Here is a 13,841-nt window from a genome sequence, read left to right as displayed (position 1 = left end):
TATATTGAATCATGAGAGGCAGTTCGAGACAAAAAACTAAAAAAGCCGCATCACTATGATGCGGCTTCTTAATCTTTTGCAGGGCGTTATTTCTGCTTGATACGCCCGTCTACATACGGTTGGTAGGGCGCGTTTTCAGCCAGGTATTCGGCCGTCACATCCGCCAGATCAGGGCCAAAATCATAGGCGTTCTTGTCGTCACCTTCGAACATCTTGTACCCGTCACCACCGTTACGCACGTAGTTGTTGGTCACGACCAGATAAGTCGCTGCGGGATCAATCGGCACGAACCCGTCACCCTCTGCCACCATCACTTCGGTGATGCGGCCTTCGTTCGGGGCAACCGATGCGTCCCAGGTGAAGCTCAGTCCGGCAACCTGAGGGAAGCGGCCTTTGACTTCTTCCACTTGGCTCACACCGTTTTCCAACGCATCAATCACGCCCTGACCGCTGATTTCAAAGGTCGAAAGGGTGTTCTGGAACGGTAGAACCGTCAGAACCTCACCCATGGTGACCTCACCTTCGTCAATCGAAGCGCGCAGGCCGCCCGAGTTTGCGATGGCGATCTGAGCGCCTTGATCAGCGACACGGGCCAGCATTGCGTCGGCAACCAGATTGCCCATCTCACATTCCTGTATGCGGCAGATATCGCGCGAACCTTCAACGGCTGCGCCGGTTTCAGCAACCACGCGTTGCTTCATCTCTTCGATCGGGGCACCCATTTCGGCGACGCGCGCGGCAATGTCTGCATCCGGCGTAACAGATGCGTCCAGCAGGATGGGTTCACCCTCTGCCGAGATTAGGTTGCCGTCATCGTCAAAAGTCAGCGTGACCTCACCCAGATATTTCGAATAGGCATAGGCTTGTACGACCGGGACATCGCCCACCATCATCGGGTAGGGGCCAGCCGCGTCTTCGTTCGTGTTGGACAACAATGTGTGCGAGTGACCGCCAACCACCAGATCCAGGCCCGGCACCTGCGCGGCAATCTCTAGGTCTTTGGCCAGACCCACGTGGTTCAGCGCGATGATGATGTTGACACCCTCATCCTGCAGCGCGGCAACATCGGCCTTTAGGCTTTCGATCTCATCCTGGAATACCACATCCTTGCCGGGGCTCGAGGTGTCGACCGTGTCGGTTGCCAGCGCGGAAATGATACCGATCTTCTGGCCGCCAACCTCAAGAACCACATGGTTTTCCACCTTGTCCTTGAGTTCAGCCGATGTCGACAAATCCAGGTTACCCGAAATCACAGGGAAGCTGACCGCATCAATGAACGCAGCAAGGCCTTCGGGACCGTCGTCAAACTCGTGGTTGCCGACGGCCATCACGTCATAACCGATCGCCTCCATGAACTCGGCCTCTGCCGCACCTTTATAGGTGGTGTAGAACAGCGAGCCTTGGAACGGATCGCCTGCGTCCAGAACCAAAACATTCTCATCCGCCATGTCTGCGCGCTTTGCATCCAGAATAGTCTTCAGTCGTGCAACGCCGCCAAAACACTTGCCTTCGGCTTCACCTTCCGCGTCACAGGTCGAATCGTATTTGTTGATCGACTCAATACGGCTGTGGATATCGTTTGTGTGTAAAATCGTCAGTTTATAGTCGGCAGCCGCAATCCCAGCGGTCAGCCCCAGTACGGCAACGGAGGCCATGAAACGGGTCAACATACGAATACTCCCTATCGTTGTTTGACCAGATCGTGCGCTGATGGCGACGAAGAGTCAAAGGGGCAAATCTGACTTGATTCCCCGTTCCGAGCGGGGCATCACCCGAGGCATGCTGATTTACAAAATATTTCGGGCCGATGAATGGGCTCAGTTACAGGCCGAGGGCGCCTCGGACGGTGCACCAATCGATGTGGCGGATGGATTTGTGCATTTCTCGACGGCAGAGCAGGCTGCCGAAACAGCGGCCAAGCATTTTGCCGCTATCGACGGTCTTACCTTGCTGGCGTGCGACGGGGATGCGATGGGGGATGACCTGAAGTGGGAGGTCTCGCGCGGTGGGGCGCTGTTTCCGCACCTCTACCGCCAGATCAGGATGAGTGATGTGCTCTGGTCGCGGCCCCTGCCCTTTGATGGCCAAACCCATCTATTCCCTGAGGAGATGGCATGACCGCCTACATCGATCCCCAGCGCGAACAGTTCGACGCTTTCAAAGCGCTGGATCGGAATGAGCCGATTGAGATGTTGAACCTTGTCAAGTTTCGCCCCACCGCTGCTTACCCAGCGGATCATGAACTGGCCGCTGCTGGTCTGACCGTGGCGCAAGCCTATCGCAACTACGGGGCTGAGACGGCCCCGATTATCGCCAGACTGGGTGCGTCAATCCTGTGGCGTGGGGCGTTTCAGGCCACCTTGATCGGACCTCAGGACGAGGCATGGGATGAAGTGTTCATCGCCCGCTACCCCTCGGCCCATGCGTTTCTGGAAATGGTGACCGACCCGATCTATCAAAAGGCCGTGGTGCATCGCCAGGCCGCCTTTGAAACCTCGCGCCTGATCCGATGTGGTGCGGCCAAAGGTGGGGCTGCGTTCGGATGAAACTGACCGAAAAACTGGGCCTTGCCGCGCTGCATCGATTTGATCCCGAAACGGCGCATAGCCTGTCGATCAAAGCGCTAAAGGCCGGGCTGGCCCCGATGCCGGGGCCGGTGACGTCTGCGCGGCTGGAGACGGAAATCGCCGGCTTGCGCCTGCCCAACCCCGTTGGTCTGGCCGCTGGGTTTGACAAGAACGGAGAGGTCCTGACCCCGCTGTCGCGCGCCGGGTTTGGATTTATCGAAGTGGGCGCAGTGACCCCACGCCCGCAACCTGGGAACCCTAAGCCACGTCTCTTTCGGCTAACCGAGGATAGTGCCGCCATCAATCGCTTTGGCTTCAACAATGAAGGCATGGAGGTTATGGCCCAGCGGCTCGCCGCCCGCCCCGCGGATGCGGTGATTGGCCTGAATCTGGGGGCAAACAAAGACAGCGACGACCGGCCCGGTGACTTTGCCAAAGTACTCGCCCATTGTGCCGCACATCTGGATTTTGCCACCGTAAATGTATCCTCCCCCAACACTGAAAAGCTGCGGGACCTGCAAGGGAAAGCAGCGCTTGGCGCGTTGCTGGGCGGCGTGATCGAAACGCGCGACGCGCTGCCCCAGCCGCTGCCTATCTTCCTGAAGATCGCACCAGATCTGACGGAATCCGAGTTGCAAGACATTGCAGACGTGGCTGTCGAGACGGGCGTGGATGCGGTTATCGCCACCAATACCACGCTGTCCCGTGAAGGGTTACGTAGCGCGCATAAGTCTGAACAAGGCGGCCTGTCAGGCGCGCCGTTATTCGAGAAATCAACGCGTGTACTAGCAAAGCTAAGCCAACTGACCGAGGGCAATCTGCCCCTGATTGGCGTAGGCGGGGTCAGCACGGCAGAACAGGCCTATGCCAAGATTTGCGCCGGGGCATCCGCCGTGCAGCTTTACACAGCCATGGTCTATGGCGGCCTGTCTTTGGCGGCCGAGATCGCACAGGGTCTGGATACGTTATTGGCTCAAGACGGGTTTGACACCGTGGCGCAAGCTGTGGGCAGCAAACGAGGGGATTGGTTGTGATTGAATATTGGCATAACCCGCGCTGTTCGAAATCCCGCATGGGTCTGGCCTTGTTGGAAGAGCGCGGCGCAGAGGTTCAGGTTCGGAAATACCTGGAGGATGCGCCCTCAGTAGACACGCTGCTCAAGGCGCAGGCATTGCTGGGCGTGCCCGCTATTCAGATGATGCGCACGGGAGAGCGGCTGTTCAGGGAACTGGGCCTGTCGAAAGATGCACCAGATGCGGATTTGATTCAGGCCATGGCAGATCATCCGATCCTGATCGAACGCCCGCTGGCTATTGCCGAAGGCAAAGCCGCACTTGGTCGTCCGCCCGAGAACCTGCTGGATTTGCTCTAGGCAACCTGCGCCTCAAGCCGGGGGTAGCGCCAGCCCATGGTCGCGCCGCGTGCAAGGTTCAACACCATCAGCGCGGCCCAAAGCCCATGATTGCCGAACGCCGGAACCAGAATGAACAGGGCAACAACATAGATCGCCACAGATTGCAGCATCGCGTTACGCATCGCCCGTGTCCAAGTCGCACCAATATAGATGCCATCGAACATCCAACTGGCGACACCGATCACCGGCGCAACGGCAGCCCAGAACAGGAACTCGCGCCCCGCTTGCCGCACCTCGGGTGATGTGGACATCAGGTCGATCAGGGCAGGGCCAGCCAGAAAGAATACCGCACCCAGCAGAACAGCGCCCCCAACGCCCCATTGCGACGCCATGACCGAGGCTCGCCGCACCTGATACCGATCCCGCGCGCCCACGGCACTGCCGACCAGCGCCTCGGCCGAAAAGGCAAAGCCATCCAATGCAAAGGCGGTGATCTCCAGAAATTGCAAAAGCACTTGATTGGCTGCTAGATTGACGTCCCCCAAATCCGAGCCAACAAACAGAAAGGTGGTAAAAGACCCGGTCAACAGGATGGATCGGATCATGATATCGCTGTTCACTTGCAACATCCGGCGCAAACGCACGGCATCAAAGATGCGGGGCCAATCCCGCCAGATGCGGTCTCGAAATCCATCGCGGCAGAGCCACAGGCCCAGCGCCAACCCTGTCCATTCCGCGATCAGAGTGGCAATCGCCACACCTTCGACACCCCAGCCCAGCCCCAGGACGAACCACAGATCCAGAACGATATTGAGCCCGTTCATCCAGATTTGCAGAATAAACACGCCCCGCGTACGCTCAACCGCGATCAGCCAGCCTGTGACTGCATAAAGAGCTATCGTCGCGGGAGCGCCCCAGATTCGGATCTCAAGATAGGTGCGAGCAAGGGTTTCGACCTCGGGACTGGCTGGTGACAGCAGAAACGCACCGCTGAAAATTGCGACCTGCCCCAATATGAAAACAAACCCCGCAGCCCCGCCCAGCATCAGCCCGCGGATCAGCAGCGCGCGCATCTCCTCACTGTCCCCTGCCCCGCGCGCCTGTGCGGCAAGGCCGGTCGTGCCCATCCGCAGGAACCCGAAAATCCAGTAAATCGCAGACAGGATCACCGCACCGATACCGACGGCTCCGATCGGAGCGGCAGCGCCCATCTGACCCACCACGCCGGTATCTACCGCACCCAGAATAGGCACAGTTGCATTGGACAGCACAATGGGAATGGCAATTTTCAGCACCCGCCCATGCGTTATGGGCGCCGAGGCATCTGTCATGATCAGCCCTTATCCTGGGCTGGCTGCGGCATCAAGAAATGCCCGGTCGCTTGCGCAAACAGTTTGGCATGGTTGTCTTGCCAGGCCTCGACCCGGACCGAGGCATAGCGTCGACCGGCCCGATTGACGAAGGCGCGCGCATAGGCATCCCGTGGCAGGCCTGACCGCAGATAGTCGACGGTGAAATCGATAGTCTTCGGAAAGCGGATGTTTTCGTCGGTCACGATGGCCTCAGCATCGATTTCACCGCTTTCGATTTCGGAAAACATGTACTCCCAACTCAGCGTGATCACGGCTGTGACCTCGAGAAACGCGGCCGTTACACCGCCGTGAATAGCAGGAAGGAACGGGTTTCCAATCAGTTTCTCATCGAAGTTCAGAACGCCGGTCAGCTCATCGCCCCTGCGATCAAAACTTATGTTCAAGAAGCGGATGTAAGGCACGCCGTCGATCAACGCGCGCAAGGCGCCATCGCGGCGTTGCTTGACCACCTGCATCGGCTCAGGGCGGGTTCTGGCCATGTTATTTGCCCTCAACCGTGAACGAGCCCGAAGCGGTTGCTACAGGTCGGTCGTGATCATCATCCATGGCCGTTGTACGCACAAACGCCACATTGCGAGTGATGTGATAGCAGCTGGCCCGCGCGGTGATCGTCTGGCCCGGAGTCGCTGCGCGCATGTAGTCGATCCTCAGGTTGATCGTTGCTGTCCCACCGGGCGAGGACGGATGGCTCATGACCGCGGCACCGCAACAAGTGTCCAAAATGGTCGAAATTGCCCCCCCGTGAATCACTCCTGTTCTGGGGTCGCCAATCAGGTCTGTATTGTAAGGCATGGTAATTTCGGCCTCACCCGCACCAATCTGGGTCAACTCCAATCCGATGGCCCGCGCATGGGGGATCGCTTCGATAAACTGGCGGGCTAGAACTGTCTTGTCGACCATTTGCTAACTTCCTATCGTGACGCCCCTTTATGATCCGTAGAAATTGCAAAGGGCAAGCCCACCTGTTGCGCTTGACGTGGCAAGGACGTAGGTTGCCGTGGAGGAGACCAGGAATGTCCGACAACCGTTTGTCATTCAAAGAGATGTGTGCGGAATTCGACGTGACACCGCGCACCCTGCGTTACTACGAGTATATCGAGCTGTTGCAGCCAGACCGTGAAGGGCGGTCCCGATTTTACGGCCCTCGCGAATGCGCCCGGATGACGCTGATCATGCGCGGTCGGAAGTTTGGTTTCCCTTTGGAAGAAATTCGCCAGTGGCTGCTGATCTATGAAGATCAGGGCAATCAGGCACAGATGGCGGCCTTTGTTGAAATGGCCGACCGACAGATGGATGAGCTGCGTCAACAACGCAAACAACTGGATGAAGCGATGGATGCGCTCAAACAGTTAAGGGATCAAACTGCGAATTCCATTTCCTGAATTTCGCCGCCCTTGAATCGATCTGTTGCGCCTAAAGACGTGGTCCGCATGTCAGGATCACATTCGGTTTGTCGGCCCCATCGGTCCGATTCCGGCCTGACGCTACGGAAATAAAATTGCGATCCAGCGCCTTTACGTGTTTGGATGTTACGTCAACTTTGAAGTGACGCAGCGTCGGGATTACGTAAACGTCATTCTCATGTTGTAAAGCAGACGACGACTACGCAACTCGTGTCTCATGACACCAGTGACGAGAGTATGACGAATGACCGAAGATCTTATGACCATCCGCGAGATGTGCGGGACCTATGATGTCACGCCGCGTACTTTGCGGTTCTACGAAGCCAAAGAACTGCTGTTCCCGATCCGCGAGGGTCAGAAACGCTTGTTCACCAAACGCGACCGCGCGCGGCTGAAACTGATCCTGCGTGGGAAGCGGTTCGGCTTTAGCCTGGAAGAAATTCGGCAACTTCTGGATTTGTACCATGTGGGTGATCAACAGCTGACCCAGATGTCGCGCACCTACGAGATTGCGTGTGAACGTCTCGCCGACATGGAATCACGCCGCGAAGAGCTAACGCAGGCGATTGACGATCTGAAAGAACAATTGCGTTGGGGAGAGAAAGTCATCTCTTCAATGAAACAAGACAAGAAGGCGGCCGAGTAACATCGACCGCCTATCACCCGGACATCTGAATTAAGGGAGCTTCACATGCCCGTTTACAACGCGCCAACCAAAGACACGCAGTTCATCCTGCACGACGTTCTGAAAGTCTCGCAGTCGGATATCCCCGGCTATGACGAACTGGAAGCCGAGTTTACCGGCGCCGTTCTGGAAGAAGCCGGCAAGGTTGCCACCAATGTTTTGCATCCGTTGAACGTGGTGGGTGACACCGAAGGATGCCGGTTGGAAAACGGGATTGTGTACACGCCCACCGGGTTCAAAGACGCCTTCGAGCAAGTAAAGGAAGGTGGCTGGACTGGCCTCGACATGCCGGAAGAGTATGGCGGCCAGAACATGCCTTATGTCATCGGCACCGCAGTAGGTGAGATGTTCTCGGGCGCAAACCAGGCGTTTGTGATGTATCAAGGCCTGACCCATGGCGCGGCCTCGGCTATTTTGGCCCATGGGTCGGAAGAGCAGAAAAACACCTATCTGCCCAACATGGTAAGCTGCGAATGGACCGGCACCATGAACCTGACCGAACCGCATTGCGGCACCGATCTGGGCCTGATGCGCACCAAGGCGGAAGCTAAGGGCGACGGCAGCTACAAGATTTCCGGCCAGAAGATCTTTATCTCGGCGGGCGATCACGACATGGCCGATAACGTCATCCATCTGGTCTTGGCCAAAATCCCCGGTGGCCCCGAGGGGATCAAGGGCGTATCGCTGTTCATCGTGCCGAAATTCATAGTGAACGAAGACGGCACTCCGGGTGAGCGCAACGGTGTTTCGGTCGGCAAGATCGAAGAAAAGATGGGCATCCACGGCAACTCGACCTGCGTCATGAACTATGACGAAGCCACCGGCTGGCTGCTGGGCGAGGAGCACAAAGGCATGCGCGCCATGTTCACCATGATGAACGAAGCGCGTCTGGGTGTGGGCATGCAAGGCTTGTCGCAGGCCGAAGCTGCGTATCAGAACGCTGTGGAATACGCCAAAGACCGCCTTCAGGGCCGCGACGTAACCGGTGTGAAGAACCCGGACGGCCCCGCCGATCCGCTGATCGTTCACCCCGACATCCGCCGCAACCTGATGGATCAGAAAAGCTTCACTGAGGGCGCGCGTGCGTTCATCTTGTGGGGCGCGACCATGATCGACAAGGCGCACCGTTCAGGTGACAAAGATGCGGACGGGCTGATCTCGCTGCTGACCCCGGTCATCAAGGGCTTCCTGACGGACGAAGGTTACGACATGACCGTTCAGGCGCAGCAGGTCTATGGCGGCCATGGCTACATCGAAGAATGGGGCATGTCGCAATATACCCGCGATGCCCGTATCGCGATGATCTACGAAGGCGCAAACGGCGTTCAAGCGCTGGATCTTGTGGGCCGGAAACTGGCGCAGGATGGCGGTAAACACGTCATGGCGTTCTTCGATATGGTCAAATCCTTCTGCAAGGAAAACGCAGGCCAGAACGAAGCCTATGACAAAGCCTTCATCGAACCGCTGAAAGCCGCGTCCAAGGATCTGCAGGCCGCTGGCATGTACTTCATGCAGGAGGGCATGAAAAATCCGAACAACGCGCTGTCTGGGTCTTATGACTTCATGCACATGTTCGGTCATGTTTGCCTGGGCCTGATGTGGGCGCAGATGGCGAAGGCTGCTCAAGATGCGCTGGACGGTGGGGCCTCGGACAAAGAGTTCTACGAGACCAAGATCAACACCGGTCGTTTCTACATGGCCCGCCGCCTGCCCGCGACCGCCATGCATCTGGCCCGCATCCAGACCGGCGCCGACACTGTAATGGCACTGGACGCGGTGAACTTCTGATCTCAATCTGGTCCTTGGGCTCTGACCCGAGGACCAGATGACCCCAAGCTCCGTCGGATTGCTCGGGGAACGGATCAGAATAACGTGCAACATGCCTTGGGAGGGGCGCTCGCATGACCATAAAACTGCACTGCTTCGGTGAAAGCGGCAATTCGTACAAAGCTGCTTTGGCGCTGGAAATGTCTGGCCTTGAGTGGGAGCCGGTCTTTGTCGATTTCTTCAAAGGCGTCACCCGCAGCCCCGAGTTCCGCTCGGACGTCAATGTAATGGGCGAAGCGCCCTTCCTGATCGACGGTGATTTCAAAACCTCACAGTCTGGCGCAATTCAGGCTTATGTCACCGAGAAATCCGGCAAGTTCGGCGGGAAGACGCGGGAAGAGAACTACGACATTCTGCGTTGGGTGCTGTGGGACAATCACAAGCTCAGCTCAATGGCGGGGATGACCCGCTTTCTGATCAACTTCCTCCCCGAAGAACACCGCAATGCCGATGTGATTGCCTTCAACCAAGGTCGTCTGAAGGCGGCCTACGATGTTCTGAACACCCACCTCGAGGGCCGCGACTGGATTGTTGGGGACGGCGTGACCAACGCCGATCTCAGCTGCTGCGGCTACCTCTACTATCCCGAACCATTCGGCTTTGACCGTGCCGACTGGCCCAATATCGATGCCTGGCTAACTCGCCTGTCCGAGCAGCCCGGCTGGAAACACCCCTATGACCTGATGCCCGGCAACCCGTCGGATCGAGCTTAAGGAGAAGACCCATGACCGAAGCTTACATTTATGACGCCCTGCGCACACCGCGCGGCAAGGGTCGCAAGGATGGCAGCCTGCACGAGGTAACCTCGGTGCGCCTGTCCGCCCTGACCCTGAACGCGATCAAGGAACGCAACAACCTCGAAGGCCACGCCGTTGAGGATGTGATCTGGGGCAACGTTACGCAAGTGATGGAGCAAGGCGGCTGTCTGGCGCGCTCAGCAGTTCTGGCCTCTGACCTCGATCAGTCGATCCCCGGTCTGGCGATCAACCGCTTCTGCGCCTCGGGCATGGAAGCCGTGAACCTGGCCGCGAACCAGGTCAAAGGCGGCGCGGGCGAAGCCTATATCGCTGGTGGTGTTGAGATGATGGGCCGCGTGGCCATGGGCAGTGACGGTGCTGCGATTGCCGTAGACCCGACGCTGGCAATGGACACCTATTTCGTACCGCAGGGCATCTCGGCCGACATCATCGCAACCGAGTATGGGTTCACCCGCGACGATGCCGATGCGCTGGCCGTTGAGTCTCAGAAACGCGCGGCTGAGGCTTGGGAAGACAACCGGTTCGAGAAGTCGGTCATCACCATCAAAGACCAGAACGGCATGACCATTCTGGATCGTGACGAATACATGCGCCCCGGTACCGACATGCAAAGCCTCGGCGCGTTAAACCCGTCCTTCCAGATGATGGGCGAGCAGATGCCCGGCTTCGACAAAGTCGCGATGTTGAAATACCCGCATCTGGAGCGGATCAACCACATCCACCACGCGGGCAACAGCTCGGGCATCGTGGACGGTTCGGCTGCTGTTCTGATCGGCAACAAGGAATTCGGTGAGAAATACGGTCTCAAGCCGCGCGCCCGTATCAAGGCGACCGCGAAGATCGGCACCGACCCGACCATCATGCTGACGGGCCCAGTTCCGGTGACCGAGAAGATCCTGGCCGACAACGGCATGAAGATCGGCGATCTGGACCTGTTCGAAGTGAACGAAGCCTTCGCCTCGGTCGTGCTGCGCTTCCAGCAGGCGTTCGATGTCGACCCGGCGCTGGTAAACGTCAATGGCGGTTCGATCGCGATGGGTCATCCGCTGGGTGCAACCGGCGCGATGATTATCGGTACGCTGCTGGATGAGTTGGAGCGTCAGGACAAAGAAACCGGTCTGGCCACGCTCTGCATCGCGTCCGGCATGGGTGCGGCAACCATTATCGAGCGGGTCTGATGCCCAAGCTGGACCTTTCTCAAATCCCGTTTCGGGGTGGTTCGGGTTATCCCGGCAAGCTGGCAAAGGCTGGCGATGGACGCTTTGTCCAGCCTGTCGGAGATGCCGGAGGACTGTCCCAATATGGCGTCAACATCGTGCGGTTGGAGCCGGAGGGCCTGTCTTCATTGCGCCATTACCATATGGAGCAGGACGAGTTTGCCATCATGCTCAGCGGCGAATGCGTGCTGATCGATGATGATGGCGAACACCAGATGCTGCCCGGTGACTGCGCCGCCTGGCCTGCAGGTGAGGCCAACGGCCATCACCTTGTGAACAAAACCGATGCGCCCGCGACCTTTCTGGTGGTGGGCACACGGACCCCGACCGAGACCGGCTATTACAGCGACATAGACATGATGGTGAAGTTTGATGCCGACGGCTTTCGCTTTACCCGCAAAGATGGCAGCCCGCTGACGGCAGACCAGATTGGAGATGACAATGACTGATTTCACTCTGACCAAAGACGCAGACGGCGTCGCATTCATCACCTGGGACGCTCAGGGCAAATCCATGAACGTCATGACACGTGAGGCGTTCCAGCTGGTCAGCGCTCTGGTTGATCAAGCTCTGGAAGATGACGAAGTCAAAGGCATCGTGATCACCAGCGGTAAGGAAGGATCCTTTGCCGGTGGCATGGACCTAAGCACACTGGCGACTATCCGTCAGGAAGCCGGGGACGAACCGGCACAGGCCCTGTTTGATTTCGTCATGGGCGGCCACCACATCCTGCGCAAGCTGGAACTGGCAGGCATGGACTTCAAAACCAAAAAAGGCGGTAAGCCCGTGGCCTGTGCCATCAATGGCACCTGTGCCGGGATCGGGACTGAGATCGCGCTGGCCTGTCACCACCGCGTCATGACCACCAACCCCAAATCCAAGATCGGCCTGCCAGAAATTCTGCTGGGCATCTTCCCCGGCGGCGGCGGCACCATGCGCTACAGCCGTATGGTTGGTGCGATGGCGGCGGCCCCTGTCCTGCTGGAAGGCAAGATGATGGATCCGGCCAAAGCCAAAGGTGCGCAGCTGGTCGATGCCGTATCGGACGACCCAGTCGCGGCAGCGAAAGAATGGGTTCTGAACGCCAAGGATGCCGACCTGGTGAAACCTTGGGACGCGAAGGGCTACAAAATGCCTGGAGGCGCGCCTTATCACCCGGCTGGCTTCATGACCTTTGTCGGCGCAAACGCCATGGTGCATGGCAAAACTCAAGGCGCATTTCCGGCGGCCAAGGCGCTGCTGAGCTCGATCTACGAAGGTGCGTTGGTTGACTTCGATACCGCCCTGAAGATCGAAGCGCGCTGGTTCACCAATGTGCTGATGAACCCCTCGTCCTCGGCCATGATCCGGTCGCTGTTCCTGAACAAGGAAGCGCTGGAGAAAGGTGCAGTACGTCCGAAGGATGTGCCAGATCAGTGCGTCAAGAAAATCGGCGTTCTGGGTGCAGGCATGATGGGTGCAGGCATCGCGCTGGTGTCGGCTCAGGCCGGTATGGAAGTGGTGCTGGTCGACCGCGACCAGGAAGCTGCGGACAAGGGCAAGGCTTACACTGAGAGCTATCTCGACAAGGGCATGAAGCGCGGCAAGGTCACGGCTGAGAAAAAAGAAGCCATGCTGGCGCGCATCACCGCGACCCCTGATCTGGATCACCTCAAAGGCTGTGATCTGATCATCGAGGCCGTGTTCGAAGACCCCGGCGTCAAGGCTGAGATGACCAAGAAGGTCGAGGCAATCATCCCCGAGGATTGCATTTTTGCCTCGAACACCTCGACCCTACCGATCACCGATCTGGCGAAAGCCTCCGTCCGGCCCGAGCAGTTCATTGGCATCCACTTCTTCTCACCGGTGGAGAAGATGTTCCTGGTTGAAATCATCAAAGGCAAGGAAACTGGCGATCGCGCGGTTGCCAAGGCGCTGGACTACGTGCGCCAGATCCGCAAGACGCCCATCGTGGTCAACGATGCGCGCTTTTTCTACGCCAACCGCTGCATCATTCCCTATATCAACGAAGGTCTGCGGATGATCACCGAGGGCGTCAGCCCCGTTCTGATCGACAATGCGGCACGTCAGTTGGGCTTCCCCGTCGGGCCGATCCAGCTGAATGATGAAACCTCGATTGATCTGGGGGCCAAGATCGCGCGTGCCACCAAGGCAGCGATGGGCGATGCCTACCCTGAAAACCCGGGCGACGATCTAATCTTTTGGATGGAAGAAGAGGGTCGCTTGGGCCGTAAGGCGAACGCAGGCTTCTTCGACTATGACGAAAAAGGAAAACGCGTAGAATACTGGAAAGGTCTGGCCGAGAAATACCCGCATTCCGAAGATCAGCCCGACCTGATCGAAGTGCAAGAGCGTCTGATGTTCGCCCAGGTTCTCGAAGCGGTCCGCGCGCTGGAAGAAGGTGTTCTGGAAGACATCCGCGAAGGCGATGTTGGCGCCATCCTGGCCTGGGGCTTTGCGCCATGGTCGGGCGGCCCGCTCAGCTGGTTGGACATCATCGGCACGCCTTACGCGGCCGAGCGCTGCGACCAGTTGACCAAAGCCTATGGCGAACGCTTTGCCTGCCCGCCTTTGCTGCGTGAAATGGCGGAAAAAGGTCAGACCTTCTACGCCCGCTTCAACCCCGAAGCAAAAGCAGCTTAACCAATAAAGATACA

Annotated in this window: 15 protein-coding genes; 11 read left to right on the top strand and 4 right to left on the bottom strand. The window is 58.1% G+C overall.

Annotated features, from left to right (window positions below):
- Nucleotides 1-86: 86 nt before the first annotated feature.
- On the bottom strand, nt 87-1,670 hold the full coding sequence (locus ACR0DH_RS04875; RefSeq protein WP_480547559.1) for a bifunctional metallophosphatase/5'-nucleotidase: 1,584 nt from the start codon (nt 1,668-1,670) through the stop codon (nt 87-89).
- A 109-nt stretch (nt 1,671-1,779) separates the two neighbouring features.
- Here ACR0DH_RS04875 and ACR0DH_RS04870 point away from each other — a divergent pair, with 109 nt between their 5' ends.
- Genes ACR0DH_RS04870 through arsC form a run of 4 tightly spaced genes read left to right on the top strand, consistent with a single transcriptional unit; the run spans nt 1,780 to nt 3,939 of the window.
- The gene (locus tag ACR0DH_RS04870) at nt 1,780-2,118 is read left to right on the top strand and encodes a DUF952 domain-containing protein (protein WP_480547557.1); all 339 of its coding nucleotides are present in this window, start codon (nt 1,780-1,782) and stop codon (nt 2,116-2,118) included.
- Nucleotides 2,115-2,546, top strand: coding sequence for a DUF1330 domain-containing protein (locus ACR0DH_RS04865; protein ID WP_480547555.1), 432 nt, complete (start codon nt 2,115-2,117; stop codon nt 2,544-2,546). The genes ACR0DH_RS04870 and ACR0DH_RS04865 overlap by 4 nt, the downstream gene beginning before the upstream one ends.
- A complete protein-coding gene (locus tag ACR0DH_RS04860; protein WP_480547553.1) occupies nt 2,543-3,601 on the top strand; it encodes a quinone-dependent dihydroorotate dehydrogenase in 1,059 nt (352 codons plus the stop codon). The genes ACR0DH_RS04865 and ACR0DH_RS04860 overlap by 4 nt, the downstream gene beginning before the upstream one ends.
- Nucleotides 3,598-3,939 (top strand): arsenate reductase (glutaredoxin), encoded by a 342-nt coding sequence (gene arsC, locus ACR0DH_RS04855; protein ID WP_480547551.1) that lies wholly within the window; start codon nt 3,598-3,600, stop codon nt 3,937-3,939. Before ACR0DH_RS04860 ends, arsC begins: the two co-directional genes overlap by 4 nt.
- On the opposite strand, the gene ACR0DH_RS04850 is transcribed toward arsC, so the two are convergent.
- From ACR0DH_RS04850 to ACR0DH_RS04840, 3 genes are read right to left on the bottom strand one after another with little or no spacing between them, the layout of a single operon-like run.
- On the bottom strand, nt 3,936-5,252 hold the full coding sequence (locus ACR0DH_RS04850) for an MATE family efflux transporter (protein WP_480547549.1): 1,317 nt from the start codon (nt 5,250-5,252) through the stop codon (nt 3,936-3,938). The two genes, arsC and ACR0DH_RS04850, sit on opposite strands and share 4 nt — an antisense overlap.
- Before the next feature lie 2 nt (nt 5,253-5,254).
- Nucleotides 5,255-5,773: a PaaI family thioesterase gene (locus ACR0DH_RS04845; RefSeq protein ID WP_480547547.1), complete on the bottom strand. Its 519-nt coding sequence runs from the start codon at nt 5,771-5,773 to the stop codon at nt 5,255-5,257.
- A 1-nt stretch (nt 5,774) separates the two neighbouring features.
- Nucleotides 5,775-6,194 (bottom strand): PaaI family thioesterase, encoded by a 420-nt coding sequence (locus ACR0DH_RS04840; RefSeq protein ID WP_480547545.1) that lies wholly within the window; start codon nt 6,192-6,194, stop codon nt 5,775-5,777.
- Between the two features lie 113 nt (nt 6,195-6,307).
- Between ACR0DH_RS04840 and ACR0DH_RS04835 the strand changes: the two genes are divergently transcribed.
- The 7 genes from ACR0DH_RS04835 to ACR0DH_RS04805 all read left to right on the top strand — a co-directional run bounded on the left by ACR0DH_RS04835 (nt 6,308) and on the right by ACR0DH_RS04805 (nt 13,827).
- The gene (locus tag ACR0DH_RS04835; RefSeq protein WP_170532005.1) at nt 6,308-6,676 is read left to right on the top strand and encodes a MerR family transcriptional regulator; all 369 of its coding nucleotides are present in this window, start codon (nt 6,308-6,310) and stop codon (nt 6,674-6,676) included.
- A gap of 265 nt (nt 6,677-6,941) precedes the next feature.
- A complete protein-coding gene (locus ACR0DH_RS04830) occupies nt 6,942-7,343 on the top strand; it encodes a MerR family transcriptional regulator (protein ID WP_170532003.1) in 402 nt (133 codons plus the stop codon).
- A 45-nt stretch (nt 7,344-7,388) separates the two neighbouring features.
- Nucleotides 7,389-9,170 carry an acyl-CoA dehydrogenase C-terminal domain-containing protein gene (locus tag ACR0DH_RS04825; RefSeq protein WP_480547543.1) on the top strand — a complete coding sequence of 594 codons (1,782 nt, stop codon included), beginning with the start codon at nt 7,389-7,391 and terminating at the stop codon, nt 9,168-9,170.
- A gap of 113 nt (nt 9,171-9,283) precedes the next feature.
- On the top strand, nt 9,284-9,922 hold the full coding sequence (locus ACR0DH_RS04820) for a glutathione S-transferase family protein (RefSeq protein WP_480547541.1): 639 nt from the start codon (nt 9,284-9,286) through the stop codon (nt 9,920-9,922).
- Between the two features lie 11 nt (nt 9,923-9,933).
- A complete protein-coding gene (locus tag ACR0DH_RS04815; protein ID WP_480547539.1) occupies nt 9,934-11,145 on the top strand; it encodes an acetyl-CoA C-acetyltransferase in 1,212 nt (403 codons plus the stop codon).
- Nucleotides 11,145-11,633 (top strand): cupin domain-containing protein, encoded by a 489-nt coding sequence (locus tag ACR0DH_RS04810; protein ID WP_480547537.1) that lies wholly within the window; start codon nt 11,145-11,147, stop codon nt 11,631-11,633. Before ACR0DH_RS04815 ends, ACR0DH_RS04810 begins: the two co-directional genes overlap by 1 nt.
- The gene (locus ACR0DH_RS04805; protein ID WP_480547535.1) at nt 11,626-13,827 is read left to right on the top strand and encodes a 3-hydroxyacyl-CoA dehydrogenase NAD-binding domain-containing protein; all 2,202 of its coding nucleotides are present in this window, start codon (nt 11,626-11,628) and stop codon (nt 13,825-13,827) included. The genes ACR0DH_RS04810 and ACR0DH_RS04805 overlap by 8 nt, the downstream gene beginning before the upstream one ends.
- Nucleotides 13,828-13,841: the final 14 nt, after the last annotated feature.

The organism is Ruegeria sp. I1 (genome assembly GCF_056532675.1).
Note: the sequence above shows the minus strand (reverse complement) of the source record. Positions and strands in the feature narration are given on the sequence as shown.

Excerpts from the sequence above, each read along its gene's own strand:
- ACR0DH_RS04875 (WP_480547559.1), bottom strand. The coding sequence starts at position 1,670 with ATGTTGACCCGTTTCATGGCCTCCGTTGCCGTACTGGGGCTGACCGCT.
- ACR0DH_RS04870 (WP_480547557.1), top strand. The coding sequence starts at position 1,780 with ATGCTGATTTACAAAATATTTCGGGCCGATGAATGGGCTCAGTTACAG.
- ACR0DH_RS04865 (WP_480547555.1), top strand. The coding sequence starts at position 2,115 with ATGACCGCCTACATCGATCCCCAGCGCGAACAGTTCGACGCTTTCAAA.
- ACR0DH_RS04860 (WP_480547553.1), top strand. The coding sequence starts at position 2,543 with ATGAAACTGACCGAAAAACTGGGCCTTGCCGCGCTGCATCGATTTGAT.
- ACR0DH_RS04850 (WP_480547549.1), bottom strand. The coding sequence starts at position 5,252 with ATGACAGATGCCTCGGCGCCCATAACGCATGGGCGGGTGCTGAAAATT.
- ACR0DH_RS04845 (WP_480547547.1), bottom strand. The coding sequence starts at position 5,773 with ATGGCCAGAACCCGCCCTGAGCCGATGCAGGTGGTCAAGCAACGCCGC.
- ACR0DH_RS04840 (WP_480547545.1), bottom strand. The coding sequence starts at position 6,194 with ATGGTCGACAAGACAGTTCTAGCCCGCCAGTTTATCGAAGCGATCCCC.
- ACR0DH_RS04835 (WP_170532005.1), top strand. The coding sequence starts at position 6,308 with ATGTCCGACAACCGTTTGTCATTCAAAGAGATGTGTGCGGAATTCGAC.
- ACR0DH_RS04830 (WP_170532003.1), top strand. The coding sequence starts at position 6,942 with ATGACCGAAGATCTTATGACCATCCGCGAGATGTGCGGGACCTATGAT.
- ACR0DH_RS04825 (WP_480547543.1), top strand. The coding sequence starts at position 7,389 with ATGCCCGTTTACAACGCGCCAACCAAAGACACGCAGTTCATCCTGCAC.
- ACR0DH_RS04820 (WP_480547541.1), top strand. The coding sequence starts at position 9,284 with ATGACCATAAAACTGCACTGCTTCGGTGAAAGCGGCAATTCGTACAAA.
- ACR0DH_RS04815 (WP_480547539.1), top strand. The coding sequence starts at position 9,934 with ATGACCGAAGCTTACATTTATGACGCCCTGCGCACACCGCGCGGCAAG.
- ACR0DH_RS04810 (WP_480547537.1), top strand. The coding sequence starts at position 11,145 with ATGCCCAAGCTGGACCTTTCTCAAATCCCGTTTCGGGGTGGTTCGGGT.
- ACR0DH_RS04805 (WP_480547535.1), top strand. The coding sequence starts at position 11,626 with ATGACTGATTTCACTCTGACCAAAGACGCAGACGGCGTCGCATTCATC.